Genomic DNA, 25,527 nt, shown 5'->3' with positions numbered 1-25,527 from the left:
CTTAATAATCCAATTCGTCTTTATGTTCGAGGTAATCCGCTTTTAAGGCATGCAGTAATTCGACAAAGTCATCTGGCAATGGGGCATACCATTCCATCATTTCACCTGTGATAGGATGAGCTAAACGCAACATAACCGCATGTAATGCTTGGCGTTTAAAATTGCGTAGCACCTCAGTGAAGGCTTCGCTTGCGTTTTTAGGTGGACGAGGACGCCCTCCGTAAGTTTGATCACCTAATAATGGATGTGAAATATGCGCCATGTGCACACGAATTTGGTGAGTACGACCTGTTTCTAAACGTAAGCGTAAGCGGGTGTAATTACGGAAATTCTCCATAATGCGATAGTGCGTAACAGCCGGTTTACCCATTGGGTGAACCGCCATCAATGTGCGTTTTGTCGCGTGACGAGCCATTGGCTGATCTACGGTTCCACCTTTAGTCATAATGCCACTTGCGACGGCTTCGTATTCACGAGTGATTTTACGTTTTTGTAAGTCACGTACAAGTTTGGTTTGTGCTGGAATGGTTTTGGCAACAACCATGAGACCTGTCGTATCTTTATCTAAACGATGCACAATCCCCGCGCGCGGTACTTCGGCAATAGGTGGATAGTGATAGAGTAGCGCATTAAGTACCGTGCCATCCGGATTGCCTGCACCAGGGTGAACCACAAGATCTTTAGGTTTGTTAATCACGATAATATCGTCATCTTCATAAACGATATTGAGTGGAATATTTTGCGGCTCAAAACGGTTTTCATCTTCCACTTCTACCGAAATTTCAATTTGCTCTCCGCCATAAACTTTTGCACGGGGAATATCGGCAATTTCACCGTTCATTTTTACCTGTTTTGCTTCAATCCAGGTTTTTAAACGCGAACGGGAATATTCTGGGAACAACTCTGCAAGGGTTTGGTCTAAACGCTGTCCCATTTGTTCGGGCTGAACTTCAGCCGTTAAGGTCATTTGTGGCATAAAAAATCCATCTAAAAATTTAAAAAGTTGGCTTATTGTGTAATGTTCTATACAATATTCGTTAATTGTAACTTATTTATTGATTTTCGTAAAAATTAAGGAAAAAAGAATGCGTAAAATAAAATCTCTCGCGCTTATTGCTCTTACCTCATTCGCTATTGCAGCTTGTAGCAGTGGTAATAAAGAAGTGGAGCAAGCTTCTGTTGATGATCTTTATGCAAAAGGGGCAGCAGCATTGCAAGAAGGGAGCTATTCTGACTCGATTCGTTATTTAAAAGCAGCAACAGAGCGCTTCCCTGGTAGTACTTACCAAGAGCAAGCAATGCTTGATTTAATTTATGCAAACTATAAAACACAAGATTACACCGCAACGTTGGTCACTGTAGATAACTATTTACACCAATTCCCACAAAGTCCAAACCGTGACTATGCAGTGTATATGGCGGGTTTAACTAACTTGGCAACGGCTGATAACATGATTCAAGACTTCTTTGGTATCGATCGTGCAACGCGTGAAACAACTTCAATGAAAACGGCGTTTTCAAACTTCCAAAGCTTAGTGCGTGCGTTCCCAAATAGCCCATATTCACAAGATGCAGTAGCACGTATGGCATACATCAAAGATTCATTAGCTCGTCATGAATTAGAAATTGCAAAATTCTATGCAAAACGTGATGCATGGGTAGCGGTAGCAAACCGTGTAGTGGGTATGTTACAACAATATCCAGATGCCAAAGCGACTTACGAAGGTTTATTCTTAATGAAAGAAGCCTATGAAAAAATGGGTTTACAACAATTAGCGAGTCAAACTCAACAAGTCATCGACGCGAATAAAGATAAACAATTTGCGGACGTGAAAAAACCGGAAGAGTCTGATTTAATTCAACCGATTAAAAAATAATCCCGCCCCTTGTGGGACGTGCTTGAATAAGCAAAATTATTCAAATAAAGGCTAGTCAAACCAATCAAATTGAGCTAGTATAAATTTAAAAGATTTCCTGGGGTGTTCGTGGATGGGTTATGTCCCTGAGCCGATACTTAGAACTTTATAAATCGGTTTCCCGCCATTGGTGTGTAGGCTTGACCTTTGACTTTGTCATTGGACTAAAGAAACCTAAAAATGGCCTTACCGGTTTCCTTGGACCGTCGGGTTCAAGGACTACTACTCGTAGCGGCACTCTGGGACCTTTCTCTTAAATCCATTCTTTCCAATCGAATGAAATCAACACAGCAAACGCTTCGCAATCAGCTTCGTCAGCAAATTCGTAAAACACGAGCAAATTTGACCGCACTTCAGCAGCAACAAGCGGAAGACTCCATCACTCAACAAGCTCTCGCATTAATTGAAGAACGAAATGCGCAGCATATTGCCTTGTATGTTTCCTTTGATGGTGAAATTTCCACGGATAAACTTATCAAAACCCTTTGGGCACAAGATAAACACGTTTATTTACCGGTATTGCATCCTTTCAATCCCAACCACCTTTTGTTCTTACGTTATTTGCCAGATACACCAATGCTGAAAAATAAATTTGGCATTTGGGAGCCAAAACTCAATGTACAAAACGTATTGCCTTTGGATGAATTAGATATTCTTTTTACACCACTTGTTGCTTTTGATAAACAAGGGAATCGTCTTGGCATGGGTGGTGGTTTTTATGACCGAACCTTACAAAATTGGCAAAATTCTTCTTTTATTCCTGTGGGATTAGCCCATCAATGTCAGCAAGTCGAACAGCTTCCAACTGAAGCGTGGGACGTGCCTCTTCACCGAATTTTAGTTGCTTAAACCTATCAAGAAATAAAATTTGATAGAAAAAATTAAAAATTGTCGATTTTTTCTCTTGAAATACCAAAAAAGGGTCTTATCTAATAACTCGTAAAGGGGGATGACCCCAAGAATTTAATCAGGAGAAGATAAGCATATGAATATTGAAAAATTTACCACAAAATTTCAACAAGCACTCAGTGAAGCACAATCATTGGCGCTAGGTAAAGATAATCAGTTTATCGAACCAGTGCATTTATTGACCGCACTTTTAAATCAACAAGACGGTTCAATTGCACCAATTTTAACGACCAGTGGTGTGAATGTGGCGTTATTGCGTAATGAATTAAACGCCGAATTGAATAAATTGCCACAAGTGTCGGGTAATGGTGGTGATGTGCAAATTTCTCGTCAATTACTTAACTTATTGAATTTATGTGACAAATTAGCTCAGCAAAAACAAGATAAATTTATTTCCAGTGAATTGTTCTTATTAGCAGCGCTTGAAGAGCGAGGCGCATTAAATGACATTTTGAAAAAATGTGGTGCGAAAAAAGAACAAATTCTACAAGCGATCCAACATATTCGCGGAGGAGAAAGCGTGAACGATCAAAATGCAGAAGAAAGTAGACAAGCTCTTGAAAAATATACCATTGATTTAACAGCTCGTGCTGAAAGTGGTAAACTCGACCCGGTTATTGGTCGTGATGAAGAAATTCGTCGAGCTATTCAAGTATTGCAACGTCGTACCAAAAACAACCCAGTATTGATCGGTGAGCCCGGTGTAGGTAAAACTGCTATCGTGGAAGGTTTGGCACAACGTATTGTTAATGGTGAAGTGCCTGAAGGCTTAAAAAACAAACGTGTACTTTCTTTAGATATGGGTGCTTTGATTGCCGGTGCGAAATACCGCGGTGAATTTGAAGAACGTTTAAAAGCGGTATTAAATGAACTTGCAAAAGAAGAAGGTCGCGTGATCCTCTTTATTGATGAAATCCATACCATGGTTGGTGCAGGTAAAACTGACGGTGCGATGGATGCAGGTAACTTATTAAAACCAAGTTTAGCGCGCGGTGAATTGCACTGTGTAGGTGCAACAACACTAGACGAATATCGTCAATATATCGAGAAAGATGCCGCACTTGAGCGTCGTTTCCAAAAAGTCTTTGTGGATGAGCCAAGTGTCGAAGATACCATTGCGATCTTACGTGGTTTGAAAGAGCGTTATGAGATCCATCATCATGTAGATATTACTGACCCAGCAATCGTGGCAGCAGCAACGCTTTCACACCGTTATATTTCTGATCGTCAATTGCCAGATAAAGCCATTGACTTAATTGATGAAGCTGCTTCGAGCATCCGTATGGAAATTGACTCTAAACCAGAGCCGCTTGATCGTCTTGAACGCCGTATTATCCAATTAAAATTGGAACAACAGGCATTACAAAAAGAAGAAGATGAAGCAAGCCGTAAGCGTTTAGAGATGTTAGAAAAAGAGCTTGCTGATAAAGAACGTGAATACGCTGAACTTGAAGAAGTATGGAAGTCAGAAAAAGCAGCACTCTCTGGTTCTCAACACATCAAACAAGAGTTAGATGCAGCGAAAACTGAAATGGAGCAAGCGCGTCGTGCAGGCGATTTAAGTAAAATGTCTGAGCTTCAATACGGTCGTATTCCAGAATTGGAAAAACAACTTGCTGCCGCTGAAACTAGCGAAGGCAAAGAAATGACCTTATTGCGCTATCGTGTGACTGATGAAGAAATTGCGGAAGTGCTTTCTAAAGCAACAGGTATTCCTGTTTCTAAAATGATGGAAGGCGAGAAAGAAAAACTCTTACGCATGGAAGAAGAATTGCACAAACGTGTGATCGGTCAAGAAGAAGCAGTAGATGCCGTAGCGAACGCGATTCGTCGTAGCCGTGCAGGGCTTTCTGATCCTAACCGCCCAATTGGTTCATTCTTATTCTTAGGACCAACGGGTGTAGGTAAAACCGAGCTTTGCAAAACCTTGGCGAAATTCCTCTTTGACAGTGAAGATGCGATGGTTCGTATTGATATGTCAGAGTTTATGGAAAAACACAGCGTATCTCGTTTAGTGGGTGCGCCTCCAGGCTATGTCGGCTATGAAGAAGGTGGTTACTTAACGGAAGCGGTGCGCCGTCGTCCATATTCGGTGATTTTATTGGATGAAGTGGAAAAAGCACATGCGGACGTATTCAATATCTTATTACAAGTATTGGATGATGGTCGTTTAACTGATGGTCAAGGTCGTACAGTGGACTTCCGTAACACAGTGGTGATTATGACCTCTAACTTGGGTTCTGATTTAATCCAAGGTAGCAAAGACGAAAGCTATGGTGAAATGAAAGCCTTAGTGATGTCAGTGGTGAGCCAACATTTCCGTCCGGAATTCATCAACCGTATTGACGAAACGGTGGTCTTCCATCCACTTGGCAAAGACAATATCCGTGCGATTGCAAGCATTCAATTAGAACGTCTAGCAAAACGTATGGAAACTCGTGGCTATGAATTAGTGTTTACCGAAGCGTTATTAGATTTCATTGGTGAAGTCGGTTACGACCCAATTTATGGGGCGCGTCCATTAAAACGTGCAATCCAACAAGAGATCGAAAACAGCTTGGCTCAACAAGTTCTATCTGGTCAATTATTACCAGGTAAAGTGGTCACCGTGGATTATGTGGATGGCAAAGTTCAAGCCAGACAATAATTTGTAAAATGAAAAGCCATTTAGTGAAAGCTAAATGGCTTTTTTATGCTTTAGTAAAAGATAAAATAGGGTAGAATGACGCTGTTTATAGTGTATAAAAATGAGGAAGAAAATGACCGCACTTTTAAAAATTGGTTTGGTTTCAGTGTCAGACCGTGCATCAAGTGGTGTGTATCAAGATCAAGGGATTCCCGAATTACAACAATGGTTAGAACAAGCGTTGGTGGATCCTTTTGAAGTGGAAACTCGATTAATTCCAGATGAGCAGCCATTAATTGAACAAACACTGAAAGAATTAGTGGATGAGCACCATTGTCATTTAGTGCTTACAACAGGTGGTACCGGGCCAGCAAAACGTGATGTGACACCTGACGCAACGTTAGCGGTAGCCGATCGTGAAATGCCTGGATTTGGCGAGCAAATGCGCCAAGTGAGTTTACATTTTGTGCCGACAGCGATTTTATCTCGTCAAGTTGGTGTAATTCGTAAAAATAGCTTAATTTTGAATTTACCAGGACAGCCGAAAGCCATCAAAGAAACCTTAGAAGGCGTGAAAGATGAGCAAGGCAAAGTTTTAGTGAAAGGGATTTTTAGTGCGGTGCCTTATTGTTTGCAATTAATCGATGGTATTTATATTGATACCAAGCCTGAAGTAATTACAAGCTTCCGACCGAAAGCCGCACGCCGTGAAAATTTGGAGAAATAAGATGAAAAAAATTGAAGCCATTATTAAGCCATTTAAATTAGATGATGTGCGTGAAAATTTATCTGATATCGGCATTAGCGGAATGACCGTGACTGAAGTTCGTGGTTTTGGTCGCCAAAAAGGACATACAGAGCTTTATCGTGGTGCGGAATACATGGTAGATTTCTTGCCTAAAGTGAAAATCGAAATTGTCGTGCCAGATGATTTACTTGAACAATGCCTTGAAACCATTGTTGAAACTTGCCAAACAGGGAAAATCGGTGATGGGAAGATCTTTGTTTATAATGTAGAACGCGTGATTCGTGTTCGTACAGGCGAAGAAAATGAGGAAGCCATTTAGTGGAAAAAAACTTAAATTTTAACCGCACTGTAGTCGCGATGGCGGCTTTAGTGATTGTGTTTGCGGGAATTAAACTGGCTGCAGAGATTGTCGTGCCTTTTCTATTGGCATTATTTATCGCCATTATTTGTTCACCCATGATTAAAGCAATGACACAACGCAAAGTACCACATGGTATTGCGATTGCCTTGTTGTTTATTTTGATTTTAATTGTATTCTTTTTCCTCGCAGGATTAATTAACAGCAGTGTGCAAGAATTTACACGCTCTATTCCGCAATATAGAGTGCTGCTTTCGGAGCGTATAAATGACATCATGGCGTTAGCTCAAAAACTGAAATTGTCAATTGTGATTTCTCGTGAAGCCATTATGGAGCATTTTGATCCAAGTGTGATCATGAACTTTGTGAGCCGTTTATTATTAAACTTTTCTGGCGTCGTGACGAATGTTTTTGTGCTGATTTTAGCAGTGATTTTTATGCTGCTTGAAGCACCAACGATGAAGCATAAACTTGCTTTAGTGTTAAGTGACAATGAACATGATGTTGTCGCGGAAGAACATCACATTGATCGTATTTTAGATGGTGTGATTAGTTATCTTGGTGTGAAAACGGTGATTAGTTTGTTGACTGGTGTCATGACTTGGATTTTGTTGGACGTAGCGGGTGTGCAATATGCGATTTTATGGGCAACCTTAAGCTTCTTATTAAATTACATTCCGAATATTGGTTCGATTATTGCAGCAGTGCCTATTATTGTTCAAGCGTTATTGCTGAATGGATTTGGTGTAGGAATGGGCGTAACCGTCGGTATTATTACATTAAATATTGTGATCGGTAATATTATTGAGCCGAAGATGATGGGTAAAACCTTAGGCCTTTCCACCTTGGTCGTATTCTTTTCATTACTTTTCTGGGGATGGTTACTTGGTAATGTAGGTATGTTGCTTTCTGTACCGCTGACAATGGCGTTTAAAATTACCCTGGAAAGTTCCGAATCAACGAAGAAATATGCGGCTTTATTAGGTGATGTAAACGAATAAAGTGCGGTCATAAAATGACATTATTTTAGCAATAAAAAAGCCACCGCTATGGTGGCTTTCTTTTTATCTTGTGTTCGATAGGTTAAGGTAAATCATCGACTTCTTTATCCACTTTTGGTGGAATCATATGTTCGCGGCGTAGGCCGATATCATAAGCAATCGCAATCGCGATAAAGATTGATGAGTAAGTACCAAAACCGATACCAATTAATAACGCTAATGAGAAGTTATGAATTGATGGACCACCAAAGAAGAACAAGGCAATCACAACAAGAAGCGTTGTGAGAGATGTCATGATGGTTCTCGATAAGGTTTGCGTTAGGGAAATATCAATAATATCAATGGTTTCTACACGGCGAATTTTGCGGAAGTTTTCACGCACACGGTCGAATACCACGATACTATCGTTGATGGAATAACCTACAACGGAAAGAATTGCTGCCACGAAGGTTAAATCCATTTCGACTTGTAATGCAGAGAATACACCGAGTGTAATCACCACATCATGCGCAAGTGAGGCAATACCACCAAAACCTAAACGCCATTCAAAACGTGAGCCAACGTAAATTAACATCATTGCCAAAGTCGCAAGGGTCGCATAAACAGCACCTTGAGCCAGTTCTTCACCGACGTTTGGACCCACAAATTCAATACTGTTAATATGAATATTTGGATCAATCGTTTGAAGCATGCTTTTAACGTGATCACCAATGGCAGAATCGTTATTGTCAGCTGGTAATCGGATCATCACGTCTTGTACAGAACCGGTTGTTTGTACAATCGGGCTTGCAATACCATTTTGATTTAATGTGCCACGGATTTTCTCTAAATCAGCCGGTTGTGAGAAGTGAGTATCAAATACCACACCACCGGTAAAATCCAAGCCCCAGTTGAAGCCTTTTGTCACAATGAAGAAGAGGGAAATCGCCATTAAAATCGCAGAAAATGCGTATCCCACAAATCTCACTTTCATAAATTCAGTGAGAGGGAATGGCAATTTAATCCCATTCACTTCACGGATAAAATGTCCGTTTTTATCTTTTGCAAATAATCTCATCTTATCCTACCTAAATTGATAATTTTTCAAGACGTTTACCGCCGTATAGGAAGTTCACGATAGCACGTGTTCCGGTAATTGCTGTAAACATTGAAATTGCCACACCTAATGCAAGAGTTACCGCAAAGCCTTGAATTGGGCCAGTACCCACAGCATAAAGAATGATTGCCGTTAAAATTGTAGTTAAGTTTGCATCGAAGATGGAGGTGAATGCACCGTTATAACCTTCGTTAATGGCTTGCTGGATTGGACGACCATTACGAATCTCCTCTTTGATACGCTCAAAAATAAGTACGTTGGCGTCCACCGACATCCCCAGGGTTAATACGATACCCGCAATCCCCGGCATAGTGAGTGTTGCACCTGGTAGGATAGACATCAAACCAACTAATAAAACGATATTAATCACCAAGGCAAAGCTTGCGATAATACCGAAGATTTTATAGTAAATCAGCATGAAGACAATGACGGCAATTAAGCCCCAGAAGCTTGCATCAATACCTTGTTCTACGTTTTGTGCACCAAGAGAAGGTCCGATTGTACGTTCTTCAACAATTTGCACTGGCGCGATTAAAGCACCTGATTTTAATAACATAGAAAGGTTTTGTGCTTCCGCAGAGCTGCTTACACCCGTAATTTGGAAGTTAGAACTAAAGCGACCTTGAATGGTTGCGACGTTAATGATTTCTTCATTTTTCTCTAAAATGGTTTTGCCATTTTCGTCTTTTTTACCGTTGTCTTTGTATTCTACATACAAGGTTGCCATTGGTTTTTTGTAGTATTTCTTGGTGGTTTGCGACATGATTTCGCCGCCTTCACTATCCAAGGTTACACTTACTTGTGGCGTACTGGTGTTTTGGTCTAAACCCGAGCTTGAGTTGATGATGTGTTCACCACCCAATACCGCACGTTTGTAAAGTGCAACAGGTCTACCTTGACGGTCATATTTGATTTCTGTGTCAGAAGGTAACATACCACGCGCTGCTGATTCTGGGTTCACCAACGAATTCACAATGCGGAATTCAAGTGTTGCGGTTGCCCCTAAGATTTCTTTTGCACGCGCAGTATCTTGAACACCCGGTAATTCGATTACGATACGTTCTGCACCTTGACGTTGGATAACCGCTTCAGCTACGCCTAATTCAGCAACACGTTTACGTAAAATCGTTAAGTTTTGCTCGATCGCTAAGTTACGTGATTCTGTTAATGCCGCTTCAGAAAGGGCAAGGTTTAAGGTGTTGTCACCAATATTAGACACTTCTAATGTTGGGTGTAACTGACGAATAATACGCGCTGCTTTTGACATTTGGTCAGCGTTTTCTAATGTGACCGTTGTACCAAATTTGTCGCTATTTTTAATGGCGGTAAACTGAATTTTTTCTTTACGTAATTCGTTGCGTAATGTGTCTTGTAACTGTTCTTGACGTTTAGCAAGTGCAGAATTCATGTCCACTTCCATCAAGAAACGTACACCACCACGTAAGTCCAAACCCCATTTCATCGGGTTAGCACCAATGCTGCTTAACCAAGCCGGTGTTGCCGGTGCAAGGTTTAATGCCGTGGTGTAGTTGTTGCCAAGTTTTTCTGCAATTTTATCTTTGGCAAGAAGTTGGTCATCTGTGTTGGTGAAACGGGCAAGAATGGAGCCATTTTCAAGAACGATAGATTTGGTTGGAAGGTTATTTTCTTTCAGTACATTTTGTACTTCAGTTAATGCGGTGGTGTCTGCTTGTTGTCCGCGAGTACCAGAAATTTGCACCGCAGGATCTTCACCATAGATATTTGGAAGAGAGTATAAAGCACCAATGGCGACCACAAGGATCACCATTAGATTCTTCCATAATGGGTAACGATTTAACATAGTTTTCCCTTTAGGAATTTAAATTAGAGAGATTTTACAGAACCTTTCGGTAATACTGAAACGATGTAGTTACGGTTAATCGTGATTTCAGTGGTATCGTTTAAAGCGATAACAATTTCAGTACCTTCGGTTACTTTGGTGATTTTACCAATCAAACCACCAGCGGTTAATACTTCAGTGCCTTTCGCTAATTCAGACATTAATTTTTTGTGTTCTTTATTACGTTTCGCTTGTGGACGGTAAATCATAAAATAAAAAATTAAACCGAAGATCACGAAAATAAATAACGTGGACATTGGGCTTTGTGCTTCCATTGTGTTTTCCTTATAAATGAAAAGTTAAAAGTGTGCGTAAAATACCATAAAACGGCATTCAGTAAAAGCCGATGAAGGCAATAACAACTAGAATTTTAGGATTAATTGATTTTTTTCAAGCAAACCTCGAAGATTTGTTCGGAAAGCCAATGTTGATCCACTAATTCACATTGATTTTCTTCACAAAAAACAACAAAATTTTCTACCGCACTTTGACGATTTAATTGCAAAATTAATTCATCATTTGGTGCTAAATTTGCCAAAGCCTTCTTCGCGGTTAAAAGCGGAATCGGGCAGGAAAGTGCGGTCAAATTTAATTCATATTTCATGATTTAAGCTTGGCGACGAGCAAACATAATTTTGCCCATATCCGTGAGTTGTTCTGCTGATAAATATTGTTTACCAAGCTCAAATAGCGGCTCTTCAAGGGCAATGTGTCTATCATAGCTCGCCACAAACAGCGTAATCAGCCTTTCATCTACATCAGTGCGTTTCTCTGCAATCAATTCTTCTAGCTGCTCGGAAAGCTTTGCCCAATTTTCATGCAAGGTAACGTGTTGTCGTTCTAATTCATCCACCGACTCTTTCGCTTGAGGTGCTTTTTCAATTAAAGCCGGGAAAAAGTCTTTTTCTTCATCATCATGATGAAGTGGTGCCGCGTGATTAAAATACTGCAAAATGGTTTTCACATCATTTAATACGGCTTGATTCACGCCATTTTTTTCTAAGTAGCCAGGAAGAATCGTAAGTTGCTTGCAAAAGCGTTTCACCTTGCTATGACAGGCGTAAAGCATATCAATCGGTTCATTCCAAGTGGCAAATTGTTGAGGTTCGAGGATTTGCATAAGGTTTCCTTTGTTAAAAAGTGCGGTCAAAAAACGCTTCATTTTTCTACCGCACTTTCAGCAATTATGAGTTATCCGCTAATTGTAATGGTGGAACAGGTTTGCCCATGCGAGCATAGAATTCCACGACAAAATCATCAAAACGATCGTCTTCGATAGCTTGACGAATTTCCGCCATTAAACGTTGATAATAGCGTAAATTGTGAATGGTATTTAAGCGTGCACCTAAAATTTCACCGCATTTATCTAAATGATATAAATAGGCTTTGGTGTAGTTTTTACAGGTGTAGCAATCACATTCAGGATCCAATGGGCTCGTATCATCGCGATATTTTGCATTACGGATTTTAACAATGCCGTCTGTCACGAATAAATGACCGTTACGTGCATTACGGGTTGGCATTACGCAGTCAAACATATCAATACCACGACGTACACCTTCCACTAAATCTTCAGGTTTACCCACGCCCATTAAATAACGAGGTTTGTCAGCTGGGATTTGTGGGCAGATGTATTCTAAAATGCGGTGCATGTCTTCTTTTGGTTCGCCTACCGCTAAACCGCCCACCGCATAACCGTCAAAGCCAATATTCACTAAGCTTTCTAGTGATACTTTGCGTAATTCTTCAAATACGCCGCCCTGAATAATACCGAATAGCGCATTTTTATTGCCTAATTCATCAAAGCGATCACGGCTGCGTTTTGCCCAACGAAGAGACATTTCCATGGATTTTTTCGCATAATCAAAAGTTGCTGGATAAGGCGTACATTCATCGAAAATCATCACGATGTCAGACCCTAAATCATATTGAATTTCCATGGATTTTTCAGGTGAAAGGAAAATGCGCTCACCGTTAATTGGGTTTTGGAATTTCACGCCTTCTTCGGTGATTTTACGTAATTTACCTAAACTAAATACTTGGAAACCGCCACTGTCAGTCAAAATCGGGCGATGCCATTGCATAAAATCGTGCAAATCACCGTGTTTACGCATCACTTCCTGTCCAGGACGAAGCCATAAATGGAAGGTGTTACCAAGCAAAATTTCTGCACCTGTCGCACGCACTTCTTCTGGTGTCATGCCTTTTACGGTGCCATAAGTGCCCACTGGCATAAATGCAGGGGTTTCTACGCTGAACGTGCCTTGTGGACGTTCAAATACCAAGCGACCACGACGCGCACTGCCGCTGGTTTTATCTAATTCATATTTCATTTTTTTTCCTCAACGAATAAACAGTTCGTAGGTTGTTGTTCAATAAAAAAGCCTGTTAGTACAGGCTTCTTGATAGGTATTTTATGAGTTGGTTGAAAATAAGTCAAACCACTTATTCTAACCCTTTTACGTTTGGATTTTTAGTAATGAACATCGCATCGCCATAACTGAAAAAACGGTAGCGATTTTCGACCGCACTTTTATAGGCGTTCATGGTGTGGCTAAAGCCTGCAAAGGCAGACACCAACATAATCAATGTGCTTTCCGGTAAGTGGAAGTTGGTAATCAACGCATCCACCACACGGAATGATTTGCCCGGGTAAATAAAAATGGACGTATCAGAAAAATAAGGTTCAATTAAATCTGGGTTGCCATTTTCTTCTGCAGATAGAGCAGCGGTTTCTACAGAACGTACTGATGTTGTACCCACTGCAATGATACGTTTGCCCTCCTTTTTCGTTTCAATAATAGCATTGCAGACTTCTTGAGAAAGCTCTACATATTCCGCGTGCATAATATGATCTTCGATATTTTCAACCCGTACCGGTTGGAATGTACCTGCGCCCACGTGCAAAGTCACAAATTCAAAATTGATACCTTTTTCGTGTAGCTTTTGTAACAGTTCATCATCAAAATGCAAGCCTGCCGTTGGCGCAGCCACTGCACCTGGCACTTTGTTATACACGGTTTGATAGCATTCTTGATCCGCCTCTTCATCAGGGCGATCAATATAAGGCGGCAAAGGCATATGACCAATTTCTTGTAACACATCAAGTACATTGCGAGTTTTATCCGCTAATTCCACTTCAAAAAGGGCATCTTGACGACCGACCATAATCGCTTTTACGCCATTATTTTCACCGAGCTTATCTTCGCCTAAAAATAATTCTGCACCTTCTTTCGGGGCTTTTGATGAGCGAATATGCGCTAAGAAATGATGTACACTTAAAACACGTTCCACCAACACTTCAATTTTTCCGCCACTGGCTTTACGACCAAACATACGAGCTGGGATTACACGCGTATTGTTAAAAATCAACAGATCACCTTCATCGATTAAATCTAATACATCGGTAAAAGTGCGGTGAGAAATTTCCCCGTTTTCGCCATTGAGTTGTAGCAAACGGCAAGAAGAGCGATCTTCTTTAGGATAACGAGCAACCAGCTCATCAGGTAAGTCAAAATGAAAGTCAGAAACACGCATAATTGTAAATAATGAAAGCTAAAAATGGCGAATAGTCTAGAGCGAATAAGGGGGAAATACAAGGGGGAATGTTGTTGGGCATGAATTGGCTTGAGAGATAGAGGGCGGCAAATATTATACTATTTAAATTTATTAAGTTTTATTGCAACGTAAAACCGCCTGGAGGCGCAGCCTATTTAGATGTGAAAAATTTTCCTTTCTCCATGTTTCAACACACAGCCGCCCGAAGGCGGCTGCTTCGGTCGTATCTTGACGGCTTGCGGAGATCAACGAGTTTCAACACACAGCCGCCCGAAGGCGGCTGCGTTCTGGGTTTATTAAAGAATATGGGTATTACGAAGTTTCAACACACAGCCGCCCGAAGGCGGCTGCAGCAATTTCACTTTATACTTTATTCAGAACTTTGAGTTTCAACACACAGCCGCCCGAAGGCGGCTGCGACCTTTTACGAATTGTGCGGTCATTCCCGCTCGGTTTCAACACACAGCCGCCCGAAGGCGGCTGCAAAGGATTACCATATTTATCCATTGCTGACAGAGTTTCAACACACAGCCGCCCGAAGGCGGCTGCTAGCACCTCAACCAACAACAAAACTAGCATTAGAGTTTCAACACACAGCCGCCCGAAGGCGGCTGCGTTTTATATCTATGACTGTCATAGTGTAGATATGGAGTTTCAACACACAGCCGCCCGAAGGCGGCTGCAAGAAATCGAACAAATGCCTGAAAAACATTTTCAGGTTTCAACACACAGCCGCCCGAAGGCGGCTGCTTGTGGGTCTAAAATTGATACCAAACATTTTAAGTTTCAACACACAGCCGCCCGAAGGCGGCTGCTGCCGGCGGAAAATATGTTGCACCTTGCGTTTAAAGTTTCAACACACAGCCGCCCGAAGGCGGCTGCTCCCTACTTAAAAAAGCAAGAAAAATCAGTGTATTAAACACCGTATTTCGCTAACTGATTTTATGATAAGGAGTTTGGTAAGTATAACGGCCACATTGTCGTTATACAAATAGATTAATTCATCCAAATTGTTAAAGAAAATAAGGATCGCTATCCCATCAGGGTTTTTAATGAGAACAACAGGTTAGCGAACTAAATAACAAGCACGTCTTTAAATACATCTACTGCCGGTTTTGCCCCATGATGCTCCACTTTATTACGCCACTTACTGCCCAAGTGGTAAAAACGCAGACTGTCACACGTGGGGTCGTAAGTTTCCAACAGTTTGTTTTTCAACATAACCCACTGGTCAGGTGTGACATCACATTCAAATACTGAATATTGTGCTCGCACGCCGTAATCTAAGCAATGTTTTGCGATACGGCGCAATCGCGCTTGCCCGTTTGGATCGTCAAAAGAAATATCATAAGTAATCAGCATTAACATGACTTATCTCATCAAAAACGGTGGATATTCCGCCAAATCCCCACGCAAGTGCCGCGCCAATAGCATGGCCTGAATATACGGCAACAGTCCGATTTCCACTTCTTCGTCTAAAAACGGATGAACAATTTTTTCCTGTTTTTTCGCCTGCAAGGCTTGGAACAAGAGCTTACGTGCATCGGCTTTCAAACTCACCGCGCCGCTTGCCTCGGCAACAAAATCCTGCGGTTTGATTTGCCCTCGGTTAATCAGCGACAACACCAACCTGTCCGCCCACCACGAGCGGAATTCTTCCAAAATATCCTGCGCCAAACTGTCGCGCCCCGGTCGGTCGGCGTGCAAAAAGCCCACCTGTGGATCCAGCCCCACGCCTTGCAGCGTGCCGCTGATGTCCTTGCCCAACAGACTGTACACAAACGACAACAGCGCATTCACCCCGTCTCTGGGCGGACGGCGGTTGCGCCCGTCAAAAGAAAAACCGCTTTTTTCGCTCAAAAGCTGCCCGAACACGCCGAAATAACGCGCCGCCGCATCGCCTTCAATGCCGCGCACCACGTCCAGCTCCGCCGCGCCCTTCAACTGCCGCAGCGAAATGTTCAAAGAATCGACCGCACTTTGAATCGCCGCATTCTCGCCGTAATTGCGAATCTGCCGCTGAAGCACCCGCTTACTCGCCTGAATCTTCGCCGCAATGATATTGCGCGCAATCGGCACGGGATTTTGCTCCGACACCCGATACTGCGCCCGACGCAGCAGCACATTACCGCTCTGCCGCCCCTGAAGCCGCCCCAAGAAACGTCCGTTTTCGGTAAAAAACGCCAAATTCACATTATTTTCGCCGCAAAACCCCAACAAAAACGGCGACACCAGCACATTCCCAAAGCAGAAAATATGCCCGATGGAATGCACCGGCAACTGCGCCACCTTCTTGCGCTCCTGCTCCACCACCAGCGTCTCCCGCTCCTTATGCAGATAACTGCCTTGGGTGGTGATGTAGAGCGTGTTTTGCAGTTTGCGCATGGGGGAAACTCCTTCAGACATTATTTATATATAAATTTGCCATCTTTATGTTAAAATATTATTGTTTTTAATTTAAATTAACAACCTTAATCCAAGGAAATTATATGAAAAAAAGATTTTTATTTAAAAACCAAGGTCCAGATGATGAAGTGCTAATTAAGGCTCTTCGTTATGCTGTTGAGGTTTCTTCTCAAAGTAACGATAAAAATATTCATTTCGTATTCCCTAAAAAATCTAATTTTGAATCAACTAATCTTGGTAAAATAATTGACCAGGTATTTGGCGTCGGCTCAGCCAAGAAATTGTGTAAAGGCGAAAGTATAGGAAATTTAGATTTTATACTGCCATCAAAAGTTAGCTTTAATAATTCTTCTGGAACGATTTTAGCAATTTATTGCACACCTGATGATATGAATAAAATTGACTCAAACTCTTCTGCAAATGTAATCATATTTGTATCATGGCTCTTAGAAGAGGCTGATATTTGGGAAAGTACTTGGCATAACAATGGGCTTAACATTGCTCATGGGGAACCCTCTCAACAACTTGAAATTTTACCAGAAGAAATCACATTAGCATTAAAACGGTTAACTTCTATTGTTAATTTATCTACTGGCTTAACTCACCCTTCAGATAAAAAGCATGCTCAACGTATTTTCCACGAATTACAGGAAAAAGGATGTAAAGCTGATGAACAAGCAGTAGCAAATTGGGCTATAGTTAACGGCTGGAATGCTCGCCATTTAGACGATCTCAAAAAACTAACCAAAAGATACCTTTCATAATTTCTATTTATATAACTAAACACTAGATGACTTTTTTAGAATGTTTTAAAAAGTCATCTAAATTATAATTTATAGACAGATTAATTTGTCGTACTTTTGAATCTAAAATTTTCATTCACCCAATAATAAATCTAATCTATATAAATATTTTTATCAACTTAGAAAATATTTAGTTAATATTTTACTTATACCCAACATATCTGAAATAAAGACAATTTCAAGCACAAGCATGGATAATGGAATAATGTATGAGAATAATTCTACAAATATGATTGACAGCCTTTTATACAATCTAGGAAATCCTGTTACTGTATAATCTCTTCTCATTTCTAGTGTAGCTGCTAAATAATCTGTTCTAGTATGATTTTCAGTGTCTGATATAAGATGAGAGTATTTTTTTTCCAACTCTTTAATATGTTCAACATCACTTTCTTTCAGACTATCCAGCTCACGGCTTAAATCTTTCAGATTATCTCCGCATTGCGTCAGTTTATCCGCCCTCGCTTCATATCTGGCAGTTCCAATAACCACTGAATAAACAAGCACTGCTACTGCCAAAAATATTGACATCGTATTTAGTACATTTGTGGAAAATGCCAATTTAATACCGGAATTCTGCATCAACGGGATAAAAATTAATCCTAAAGATAAAATCGTAGTAGTGAAAAAAGCAAATTTCCCTTGTCTCTTTAATCGTTCAGCAGCATTAAATCTACATTTAGCTGTTGCTCGAATGCTCATTTGAAATTTTTCTTTTGCATTTTTTTTTGGTCTAACTATTTCACCACGAGAACATAACCAGTTCCATACGCAAGAAATCTTTTTAGTTATAAAAATATATTTTTTAATACAAGAAATACTTTTAGCCATAACAATCAATCTTCTAAAACTTATATTTTTTCCTAATCAAACAACCCCACCACATACCTCACACTCCTATCCCGTTTCCCCAGCAATTCCGGCTGGCAAATTTCCACCAACGAGCAGGCTTTGCAGCGTTTGCCGTAGTCAGGCGGAGGAGTTTGACCGCTGTTTAGAAGTTCGCGCACGGCGGCGATGGTGGCGAGAGTTTTGGCGCGCAGGTCGTCTGAAAATAGGACGGGAACGCGGTGGCGGGTTTGCATATACCATAGTGCGCCCTCAGAGACGGTTTGCCCCGTCATTTCTTACAAACACAAGCCTTGGGCGCAAAGCTGGATTTCGTCCATCGGATTGGGTTTGGGCTTGCCGCGTTTGTATTCCACAGGTTTCAGACGACCTGTTTTCGTATCCACTTCTACCAAATCCAACACGCCGCTGATGCCCAGTTTCTCCGCCGACACATGCACCGTCCGCTCAAAGCGCACACCCTTGCGCGTTTCCGGTTCGCCTGAATCCACCCGTTCATGCAGCGCCTTACCCTGCGCGGTCAAATAGTTCTCCGCCCACGCCTGCTCGTTATGAATCAAGGCGCATTGGCGCGGACAGAAGGCGTAGTGTTGCAGGGCGGAAAGAGGAATCAGGCGTGTGTCCTGATTTTCCCCTTGGGTTTTGGTTAAAAGTGCGGTCACAAAAAACTCCGTTTTTTGAACGTTGGCTATGCCAACGGCTCCGAAGGAGCGAATAAATCACATAAGTGATTTATGAGTATCTTTTTAAGTGTTTTTAAAGCAACTCTTCCACACTCACGCCATTCAGGCCGTCTGAAACCACGCTGATTTTGTAATCACCGAAACCACTTGCGGGCGTACCTGATTCGCCGTTTACGCGTTCGACTTTCACGGCATCAAACAATTTATGTGCAGGCTGGCTGCCGAGCGCGCTGTCGTGTTTAAAAACAATCAATTTACGCGCTGCCATTTCGCCACGGGCGGCGGAGCGGTCGTGTTCAAACATTACTTGTAGGGCTTGCCAGAGTTTGGCTAAGTCGTCGTCTGAAAAACCGGTTTTGACGGCAAGGTTGGCGGAGATAAAGCCGTGCACACGGTAGAGCGCGTAAGGAACGATGTATTTTCGCCCCATAGTGCGTTCTTTTTCCAAGTCTTTTTCGTTGGTTACCGCCATGCGGGTGATGGAAACTTCCAGCGGTACAATCGGGTCGATGGATTGGGCAAACGCCAATTGCACCGGACCGCGCACTTGTCCGCTGTTGACTTCGGTGGTCATCACGGCGCCGAAGGTGCGGATGTCGAAGAAGTTTTTGCACATCCAAGCGGTAATGTCGCGGGCTTTGGCTTCGTCTTTTGGCAGTTTTTTTGCTTCCGATTCAATGCCAAGTGCTTCATAAGCGCGTTTGTTTTGCAGGTTTAACACGCTTTTTTCTTTGACGTAGATTTCATAACCGGCTTCGTTTTCGCTGCTGATTTCGACAAAATTACGGATTTTGCGTTTCAGGCAGACATCGGTTACCAAGCCTTTGCTGGATTCGGGATCAAGACGCGGCATATTGCCCGCATCGGGGTCGCCGTTAGGGTTGCCGTTGGTTACATCAAAAAAGTAAACAAATTCATAGCGGTTTTGAATGGCAGACATTTTCTGGCTCCTTAGTTTTCAATAGTTTCAGCGGTTTCTTTTTTAGCAAAATAGCTTTGTTTTTGGTGGTAATAGCCGATGGCGAAGCGGCCTTGCTCGTCAATGCTCAAATGGCGCGGAAAGGTCTCGGGCAGTTTGGCAATGATTTCGCCCAAATCTTTATCCAAATTCACCGCCATGCCGACTTTGTCTTTACGCAAGCGCGACAAATGGTGTTTTGCACCCGACAAAAGGCGCGGAAAAACCGAAAACGGCACGGCGGAGGCAGAACCGTAATAGCGGTCGGCAATGCCGGCGTTTAATTCGCCCAACGCCTGATATTGAATGCGCTCCAACACGGCAAACAGCCGCCCTAAAAGATAGGCGCGATTCGGGCTTTCATTGTTCAAACTCATAGGAACTCCTTCTTCGATAAAACCTTTTCTAAAACGCCGCTCTAATACGGCTTTCATCATTGCCACGCGCAGGCCGTTCACGTCGCCGTCGGCGCGGATTCGGGTAATCAGTTGTGACAGTAAACTCAAGGGGTACGGCGTGCCGCAAATCACGGCGCGGGTCATTTCACCAGCCAACACGGGCGAGATGTTTTCGCTTTTGCCTAGCACGGCAGTTTGCAATAAGAGTCGCCAAATAGACGGCGGCGTTTTCCATGCGCAAGGCTCAATGGCTAAATCTTGCCAATGCTGTGCCAAATTTTCCGCCAACTGCCCAAACGTGGTATCCAGCCAAAACCGAACAGAAATCCGCGCGGCATTAGGGGCAAGCCCTAAGATATAAAAACGGGTATTGGGAGAGAGTTCGGGTGCAATTTCTTGCAGCGGACGACCTTTGCCAATTTGTTCCAATACGTTGAAAACTTTGGCGCTTTCTTGTTCGTCATCCGGCGGCGTGAATACTTGCGCGAAAAATCCTTCGGCAGTCTGCGCCGTCGCGTTATCGTCCGCTTCCGCCCAAAAGACCGTGCTGGCATCGCCGATAGTCAGACAGTGATTGTTTTCGCGGCGCAACAGATAGTTCAGCGCGGTGGTGTAGGCAAAGGCGGATTGTTCGGAAACGGGTGCATTTGCGCCTTGCTCCTTGCCGAACGAGGCGAAGGCTTCTTTGTTGAACGAAATAATCGAACCGCCGGAACTTTGCCCGCCAAATACGCCTTTAATCGCAGGATGCAGCCGCGCAATCGGGGCTGTATCGCCGCTAATCAGGCACAAGCCTTCGAGCGCTTCGTCGCTTTTCAGGCAGCCTGCCCACAAAGTTTGCGCGGCTTCGCGTTTATGGATAAGTGCGGTCGGTTTTTCAAGAGAAAATGCGATGTTGGCATCGAGCATTTCGGCAGGCAGATTTTCGGCAGCAAAATGTGCAGGCTGCCAGTTTTGCAGAAAACGGCATAAGGCTTGTAAACCTTCGTCTTCGCTGTTTTTCAGTAAATCGAGATGGTATTGCTTGAAGGCGTCAAAAGTTTTTTCAGACGACGTAAACGGTTTTTCTTTGGCTTCGGCTTTGTTTTTATTGGCTTCCACGCCAAGCGCGTAGGCGGTTTTATCCCACAAAAAATTCGGTTTGATACCCGACGTGCGTTTTTCAGGGCGCGGCACGCTCATCAGCTTCGGCTGCGGCTTTTTATCGGCAGTCAGATTCGGCACAGCAGTTTTCAGACGACCTTCTTTATCCAACACCAAAATCCAGCCGATTTTTTCCTCGCTAAAGCCATAAGGCGGCACTTTCGGGTTGCCCATTTCATCGGTTTTCGCTGCCAAACGGCGGTAATAACGGGCCAGGGACGCAAGAATCATGCTTTCACCTCCTCGGCGTAAAACGGTGGCACATCAATCACGCCGTCTTTCATTTGTGCGCGGAAAAAATGCGGCGTGTTGCCGTGGTCAAAATCAATATCGTGCAGCATCCAACCCAAATCGCGGTTTGCCTCGTTTTCCGATAATGCCGACAGCGGCAGCGGCTCGCCTTCATCAATCAACGCAAAATCGGCAGGAAATTCACGCACGCCCAAACACGGCTGCTGGAAACATTGCCCCTTTTTCGCACGGCGTTTGAACATCTCAATATGCTTGGTAACGGTCTCATCCGCCCCCGCTTTTGCCGTCAGCACCGCATGGGCTTCAATTACATACGCCACGTCTTTAAGCACCGTCGCCGCGCGCTGCTGGCGGTCGTCTTCAATCAGCGTATATAAATCGGCAACGCTCTTGCGCTTCATCGCCCCGCTGACCTTACCCGCCGAAATCTTGCCGCCCAACTCATTGCGCCACACCGACTCAAACCGAATCGGTTTCAACACATAAATCCGGTCAATCACCCACCGAATCGCAGGCTTCCAATGCACCGCCGCTAAAATCCCGCGCGCCGCCGACGGCGTGATGACATCATAAGACACCCGCTCCACCTTCATCTCCGGACGGGTAAAACAGGCATAATCGCCCCAAACGTGTAGGCGGATTTGGTTTGCCATACAAACTCCTTAACACACAGCCGCCCGAAGGCGGCTGATTTTTTTAATACTGATAACCTATCAGCTTTAGTTTCAATACACGTATTTTAAGAATACGATACTATAAATTATTTTCGATAAACCATATTTAAACGCTAAAAAATATAAGATTATAATATAGTTATGTTCTTTCACTTAATATCTTCTGATATTCAGTTTTAATCATTGTTCTAATTTTCTCTGATATATCATTTTCAATATTCTTTCTGCTCGAAGCAGTTGGCTGATTTTCATAGTTAGATCCTGTTATCACAAAAGTAAGTTCAGCATCTTTATCAAATGATAATTTTTTTCTTGACGATGAACTAAAGAAAAAACATATTTTCAAGATTCCTGAATTTGAAGAACCAGAATACTTATAGGTTACAAGCATATTATGAATATAGTAATATTTATAATATATTTCATCTGACATCAAAAAAATATCATGTAGCCTATTTCCATCAATTTTCATTAATGTAACTGTGTTATTCATCCAAGAGACTTTAGGATCATTAGGTAATGGGGTTTTCGAACCTTCCCTACTAATAACTATTTCATTCACATTATCTAATTTTAAATATTCACCTAATCCACCTGTTAATCTTTTGAAAAACCTAACTCTCTCTATATCTTTAAAACTATCAAAAGTAATTCTCTCTTCTACATCACTCTTAGTAACACCGGATTGTTTTAGTTTTTTCGCGATCGCAACTCCAAGCCTACGGTTTATGAGCTCGGTCTCACTAGATGTATGAGTATAAATAGATTCTAAGCTAATTCCATCATCTTGCTTTTCAATAATAATTTCTCCAGAAAAATCAAGCTCTCTATTCAAAAAATCTTTGCTAAAATCTTTTCTCTTTATCTCGTATTGAATTTTAGCTTTATTATCTCCAATAAATGTAAGTTTTGGTTTAGTATTTATTTCAATATTAGGAATATCTTGAAAAATATCAAAATCAGAAGAAAATAAGTTTTTTAAAGGTTCCTTCCAATTTGCACCTTCATTAGACAACTCTAATTTTGAAATTTTACTTTTAGGCTTTAAATTTCTTGCCATTGATTTATCAATAATATTAGAGTATTCATTTGATGTTAACAGTGTAGCGACAAGAAGGGGAACAGAAAAAGTTTTATCGCTATTCCCACAAAATACACCTTTATTTTTTAAGGTATTATTTATTTCACCTTCAGAAATATGTTTGCTATTGAGAAGAACTCGTAATTCATTTCCAGATGGAATCAAACCTTTTAGATCTAATTTATTTTCCATTGTTTACTCCTGAAGCAAATCTAAAATTGAACTATTGTAAGAAAAAGGAATGATCTCTTCTCTTCTATCTTTAAATGAAGAACGAATCATTTTAGCCATATCTTTATTGATGACCGAATTGTAATCAGGAAATCCAATATAAATTTTTGAAACTAAGCCAGCAGAAAAATTTAAAGCATAGGCCATAAGATTTTTATACACTATATCGCTGAAACTTTCCCTACTATATAAGTAAAATTGATTTTGACTATCTACTGAAACAATAGCTGGTATAATATCTGAAACAATTAACTCTATAGGTAAAAAATGACCTTTTCTATCTGATTCAACTGAAATAGAAGTTCCGATCTTAGGATAATAAAATTGATATTCTCCTTTATTAGATCGTTTTTCTAAATCATTTATTACTTTTAAAAGAAAGCTTGCTCTAGCGCCATCTATAATATAATAGGGGGTATCGCCCTTTAAATCTGGTCTAGACTTTGCAATAATAGGCAAAATGCTTCGATCAATTTCCTTTTTATTACTATGTAACCATATCAGTATCCCAATATCTTTTCGATTTTTTTTGATGGTAGTCAATCCAATCAATGAATTGAACCCTTCATCATACTTTGCACATGCAATAATTTCCTCAAGCCCTTTAATATGATTCCTGAATTCGCTAGTAACAGCAGACTCACTAGTTCCATATCCTTCCATTTTATGTTTAACAGAAATATGAGCTATAACCGTTGTATCATCATGAAATGGAGTATCATATAAATATATTATATCCTCTCCATGACTTTTCTTTTGATTTCCTGAACTATTGACGTGATTATCATCAGAGCATGCAATCGAAATATTATGAATTTGTTCTTTCCATCCTATTTTCTCTAACAATTTTTCAGCAATCTTCTCACCAATATCACCAGATTTTTTTGAAATTTCACCTGCCATATTATTTTCCTTCTTTAATATCAACGATTGCTTTAAAGCCAAAATCAGTCTTTTGAACTTCAAATGACATAATCTTTGTATTAGGATTTGAAATCAAAATATCTACACCATCTAATAACGGAATTTTCTTTGATATTACTTTGATATATTTTGATAGCCTTGATTTATCGACTAAAAAATTCACATCTAAATCAATCCCATGTTTAACACCAAATCCATCCACAATAGAATTAATATCTTCTTCATGAAGAAAATTACTAGATATTTTTTTTAATTGATTAATTGAGAATGAATCTTCATTTGCTAAAGATTCTGAAAATTTCAACATACTTTCTGGAGTCGTAATTTTCTTGGAAATTGCAGCGCTAATGCCACCGATTATCTGTGTATATTTTTTAGGGGTATTTTTAGGAGTGGCTTTTATAAATGACTCTAACCAATATTTGGTTTTCTTTCCTAAGCTATCAATAATAAAAGTAGTATCTTCAATAGATAAAATTACAGCGCCTTTTTGAATAGAATCGATAGCAATACCATCTCGTTTAATAATCTCAATGATTCCATTGTGATTTTCAACATCTAAATAACTGTTTTTGGTCTCAATTCTAAATAAGCCAATAGCCTGAATATATTGTTCAGCATATTTTATTCCAGTAAATAATATTTCAATAAATTCGCCTCCGCCAATATTTGGATGAGATGAGCAAATATATAAATGTTTTGCTATAGCCAAAGAAGCATTAAAGAAATTTTCATTATCTTCAAATATCAGCGATGTATAATGCTTAACTAAATTAAGATTGATATTAGATTCATGAGTTAGAGTATATTCATTTTCACTCCTTAAAACAGGAAGAAGAAAATGTTTTAATAAAAGTTCATCTAACGCTGAGTGGCTTTCTAGTTCAGCATCTGATAACTGCATACCTTCATCTCTGAACTGATTCCCTATTTTATGAACAATTACTTTTTCAACTTTTGCTTCACTTAAATCAAATTTCTCAGTCATTATCTTATCTCCACCAATCACTCGTAATTTTCATTACGAGTCAATTATCTCCCTACTTTTAGGA

The 25,527-nt window shown here is 41.1% G+C and carries 24 protein-coding genes, 1 other RNA gene, 1 pseudogene and 1 CRISPR repeat array; of the genes and pseudogenes, 8 read left to right on the top strand and 18 right to left on the bottom strand.

From position 1 onward, the window contains the following. Position 1: 1 nt before the first annotated feature. The gene (gene rluD, locus DPV95_RS06770; protein ID WP_111406849.1) at positions 2-976 is read right to left on the bottom strand and encodes a 23S rRNA pseudouridine(1911/1915/1917) synthase RluD; all 975 of its coding nucleotides are present in this window, start codon (positions 974-976) and stop codon (positions 2-4) included. Positions 977-1,085: 109 nt separating this feature from the next. Between rluD and bamD the strand changes: the two genes are divergently transcribed. The 7 genes from bamD to DPV95_RS06735 all read left to right on the top strand — a co-directional run bounded on the left by bamD (position 1,086) and on the right by DPV95_RS06735 (position 7,558). Then, on the top strand, positions 1,086-1,877 hold the full coding sequence (gene bamD / locus DPV95_RS06765) for an outer membrane protein assembly factor BamD (RefSeq protein ID WP_111406848.1): 792 nt from the start codon (positions 1,086-1,088) through the stop codon (positions 1,875-1,877). Between the two features lie 91 nt (positions 1,878-1,968). Next, a non-coding RNA gene (ssrS, locus tag DPV95_RS06760) (6S RNA) lies at positions 1,969-2,166 on the top strand. Between the two features lie 26 nt (positions 2,167-2,192). Then, positions 2,193-2,765 (top strand): 5-formyltetrahydrofolate cyclo-ligase, encoded by a 573-nt coding sequence (locus DPV95_RS06755; RefSeq protein ID WP_111406863.1) that lies wholly within the window; start codon positions 2,193-2,195, stop codon positions 2,763-2,765. 136 nt (positions 2,766-2,901) lie between these two features. Next, positions 2,902-5,472, top strand: a complete 2,571-nt coding sequence (gene clpB, locus DPV95_RS06750) for an ATP-dependent chaperone ClpB (protein WP_111406847.1) — start codon at positions 2,902-2,904, stop codon at positions 5,470-5,472. Between the two features lie 112 nt (positions 5,473-5,584). Then, the gene (gene mog, locus DPV95_RS06745) at positions 5,585-6,178 is read left to right on the top strand and encodes a molybdopterin adenylyltransferase (protein WP_049362318.1); all 594 of its coding nucleotides are present in this window, start codon (positions 5,585-5,587) and stop codon (positions 6,176-6,178) included. A gap of 1 nt (position 6,179) precedes the next feature. Beyond that, positions 6,180-6,518 (top strand): nitrogen regulatory protein P-II, encoded by a 339-nt coding sequence (gene glnB / locus DPV95_RS06740; protein ID WP_111406846.1) that lies wholly within the window; start codon positions 6,180-6,182, stop codon positions 6,516-6,518. Then, entirely contained in the window at positions 6,518-7,558 is a 1,041-nt protein-coding gene (locus DPV95_RS06735; RefSeq protein ID WP_111406845.1) for an AI-2E family transporter, read from the top strand. Before glnB ends, DPV95_RS06735 begins: the two co-directional genes overlap by 1 nt. A gap of 82 nt (positions 7,559-7,640) precedes the next feature. Here DPV95_RS06735 and secF read toward each other — a convergent pair whose 3' ends face one another. The 9 genes from secF to cas1c form a co-directional block, all read right to left on the bottom strand. Further along, the gene (gene secF, locus DPV95_RS06730) at positions 7,641-8,615 is read right to left on the bottom strand and encodes a protein translocase subunit SecF (RefSeq protein WP_005697896.1); all 975 of its coding nucleotides are present in this window, start codon (positions 8,613-8,615) and stop codon (positions 7,641-7,643) included. 10 nt (positions 8,616-8,625) lie between these two features. Then, positions 8,626-10,476 (bottom strand): protein translocase subunit SecD, encoded by a 1,851-nt coding sequence (secD, locus tag DPV95_RS06725; protein WP_111406844.1) that lies wholly within the window; start codon positions 10,474-10,476, stop codon positions 8,626-8,628. Positions 10,477-10,499: 23 nt separating this feature from the next. Continuing rightward, positions 10,500-10,790 carry a preprotein translocase subunit YajC gene (gene yajC, locus DPV95_RS06720; RefSeq protein WP_049367185.1) on the bottom strand — a complete coding sequence of 97 codons (291 nt, stop codon included), beginning with the start codon at positions 10,788-10,790 and terminating at the stop codon, positions 10,500-10,502. A gap of 101 nt (positions 10,791-10,891) precedes the next feature. Beyond that, the gene (locus tag DPV95_RS06715) at positions 10,892-11,119 is read right to left on the bottom strand and encodes a sulfurtransferase TusA family protein (RefSeq protein ID WP_049367183.1); all 228 of its coding nucleotides are present in this window, start codon (positions 11,117-11,119) and stop codon (positions 10,892-10,894) included. 3 nt (positions 11,120-11,122) lie between these two features. Continuing rightward, positions 11,123-11,635 carry a hemerythrin domain-containing protein gene (locus tag DPV95_RS06710; protein ID WP_049367182.1) on the bottom strand — a complete coding sequence of 171 codons (513 nt, stop codon included), beginning with the start codon at positions 11,633-11,635 and terminating at the stop codon, positions 11,123-11,125. Between the two features lie 64 nt (positions 11,636-11,699). After that, the gene (tgt, locus tag DPV95_RS06705; protein WP_049367180.1) at positions 11,700-12,848 is read right to left on the bottom strand and encodes a tRNA guanosine(34) transglycosylase Tgt; all 1,149 of its coding nucleotides are present in this window, start codon (positions 12,846-12,848) and stop codon (positions 11,700-11,702) included. Between the two features lie 112 nt (positions 12,849-12,960). Then, the gene (gene queA / locus DPV95_RS06700) at positions 12,961-14,052 is read right to left on the bottom strand and encodes a tRNA preQ1(34) S-adenosylmethionine ribosyltransferase-isomerase QueA (protein WP_049367178.1); all 1,092 of its coding nucleotides are present in this window, start codon (positions 14,050-14,052) and stop codon (positions 12,961-12,963) included. A gap of 205 nt (positions 14,053-14,257) precedes the next feature. Next, positions 14,258-14,955: direct repeats of the CRISPR family, unit length 32 nt; unit sequence GTTTCAACACACAGCCGCCCGAAGGCGGCTGC. A 192-nt stretch (positions 14,956-15,147) separates the two neighbouring features. Then, entirely contained in the window at positions 15,148-15,441 is a 294-nt protein-coding gene (gene cas2 / locus DPV95_RS06695; protein ID WP_005702619.1) for a CRISPR-associated endonuclease Cas2, read from the bottom strand. A 3-nt stretch (positions 15,442-15,444) separates the two neighbouring features. Continuing rightward, a complete protein-coding gene (gene cas1c, locus DPV95_RS06690; protein WP_111406843.1) occupies positions 15,445-16,458 on the bottom strand; it encodes a type I-C CRISPR-associated endonuclease Cas1c in 1,014 nt (337 codons plus the stop codon). Positions 16,459-16,562: 104 nt separating this feature from the next. Between cas1c and DPV95_RS06685 the strand changes: the two genes are divergently transcribed. Beyond that, a complete protein-coding gene (locus DPV95_RS06685) occupies positions 16,563-17,243 on the top strand; it encodes a DUF1889 family protein (RefSeq protein ID WP_111406842.1) in 681 nt (226 codons plus the stop codon). A gap of 153 nt (positions 17,244-17,396) precedes the next feature. Here the strand turns inward: DPV95_RS06685 and DPV95_RS06680 are convergent, their stop codons facing one another. From DPV95_RS06680 to DPV95_RS06645, 8 genes and pseudogenes are all read right to left on the bottom strand, one after another. After that, positions 17,397-18,113 (bottom strand): SLATT domain-containing protein, encoded by a 717-nt coding sequence (locus DPV95_RS06680; protein ID WP_243583163.1) that lies wholly within the window; start codon positions 18,111-18,113, stop codon positions 17,397-17,399. A gap of 32 nt (positions 18,114-18,145) precedes the next feature. Further along, positions 18,146-18,793 (bottom strand): annotated as a pseudogene (gene cas4 / locus DPV95_RS06675) (CRISPR-associated protein Cas4). A 94-nt stretch (positions 18,794-18,887) separates the two neighbouring features. Continuing rightward, on the bottom strand, positions 18,888-19,754 hold the full coding sequence (gene cas7c, locus DPV95_RS06670; protein ID WP_049328694.1) for a type I-C CRISPR-associated protein Cas7/Csd2: 867 nt from the start codon (positions 19,752-19,754) through the stop codon (positions 18,888-18,890). Positions 19,755-19,765: 11 nt separating this feature from the next. Then, on the bottom strand, positions 19,766-21,544 hold the full coding sequence (cas8c, locus tag DPV95_RS06665) for a type I-C CRISPR-associated protein Cas8c/Csd1 (RefSeq protein ID WP_107820401.1): 1,779 nt from the start codon (positions 21,542-21,544) through the stop codon (positions 19,766-19,768). Then, entirely contained in the window at positions 21,541-22,218 is a 678-nt protein-coding gene (gene cas5c, locus DPV95_RS06660; RefSeq protein ID WP_107820402.1) for a type I-C CRISPR-associated protein Cas5c, read from the bottom strand. The genes cas8c and cas5c overlap by 4 nt, the downstream gene beginning before the upstream one ends. Positions 22,219-22,378: 160 nt before the next feature. Further along, entirely contained in the window at positions 22,379-23,512 is a 1,134-nt protein-coding gene (gapS4b, locus tag DPV95_RS06655) for a GapS4b family protein (protein ID WP_111406841.1), read from the bottom strand. Between the two features lie 3 nt (positions 23,513-23,515). Then, positions 23,516-24,454, bottom strand: a complete 939-nt coding sequence (gene gapS4a / locus DPV95_RS06650) for a GapS4a family protein (RefSeq protein WP_107820404.1) — start codon at positions 24,452-24,454, stop codon at positions 23,516-23,518. A 1-nt stretch (position 24,455) separates the two neighbouring features. After that, complete coding sequence (locus DPV95_RS06645; protein ID WP_107820405.1) at positions 24,456-25,463, bottom strand: nucleoid-associated protein; 1,008 nt, start codon at positions 25,461-25,463, stop codon at positions 24,456-24,458. Between the last annotated feature and the right edge of the window lie 64 nt (positions 25,464-25,527).

Origin of the sequence: Haemophilus parainfluenzae (genome assembly GCF_003252755.1) — a bacterium.
GTDB lineage: Bacteria > Pseudomonadota > Gammaproteobacteria > Enterobacterales > Pasteurellaceae > Haemophilus_D > Haemophilus_D parainfluenzae_N.
This window is presented reverse-complemented; position numbering and strand designations above follow the sequence as displayed.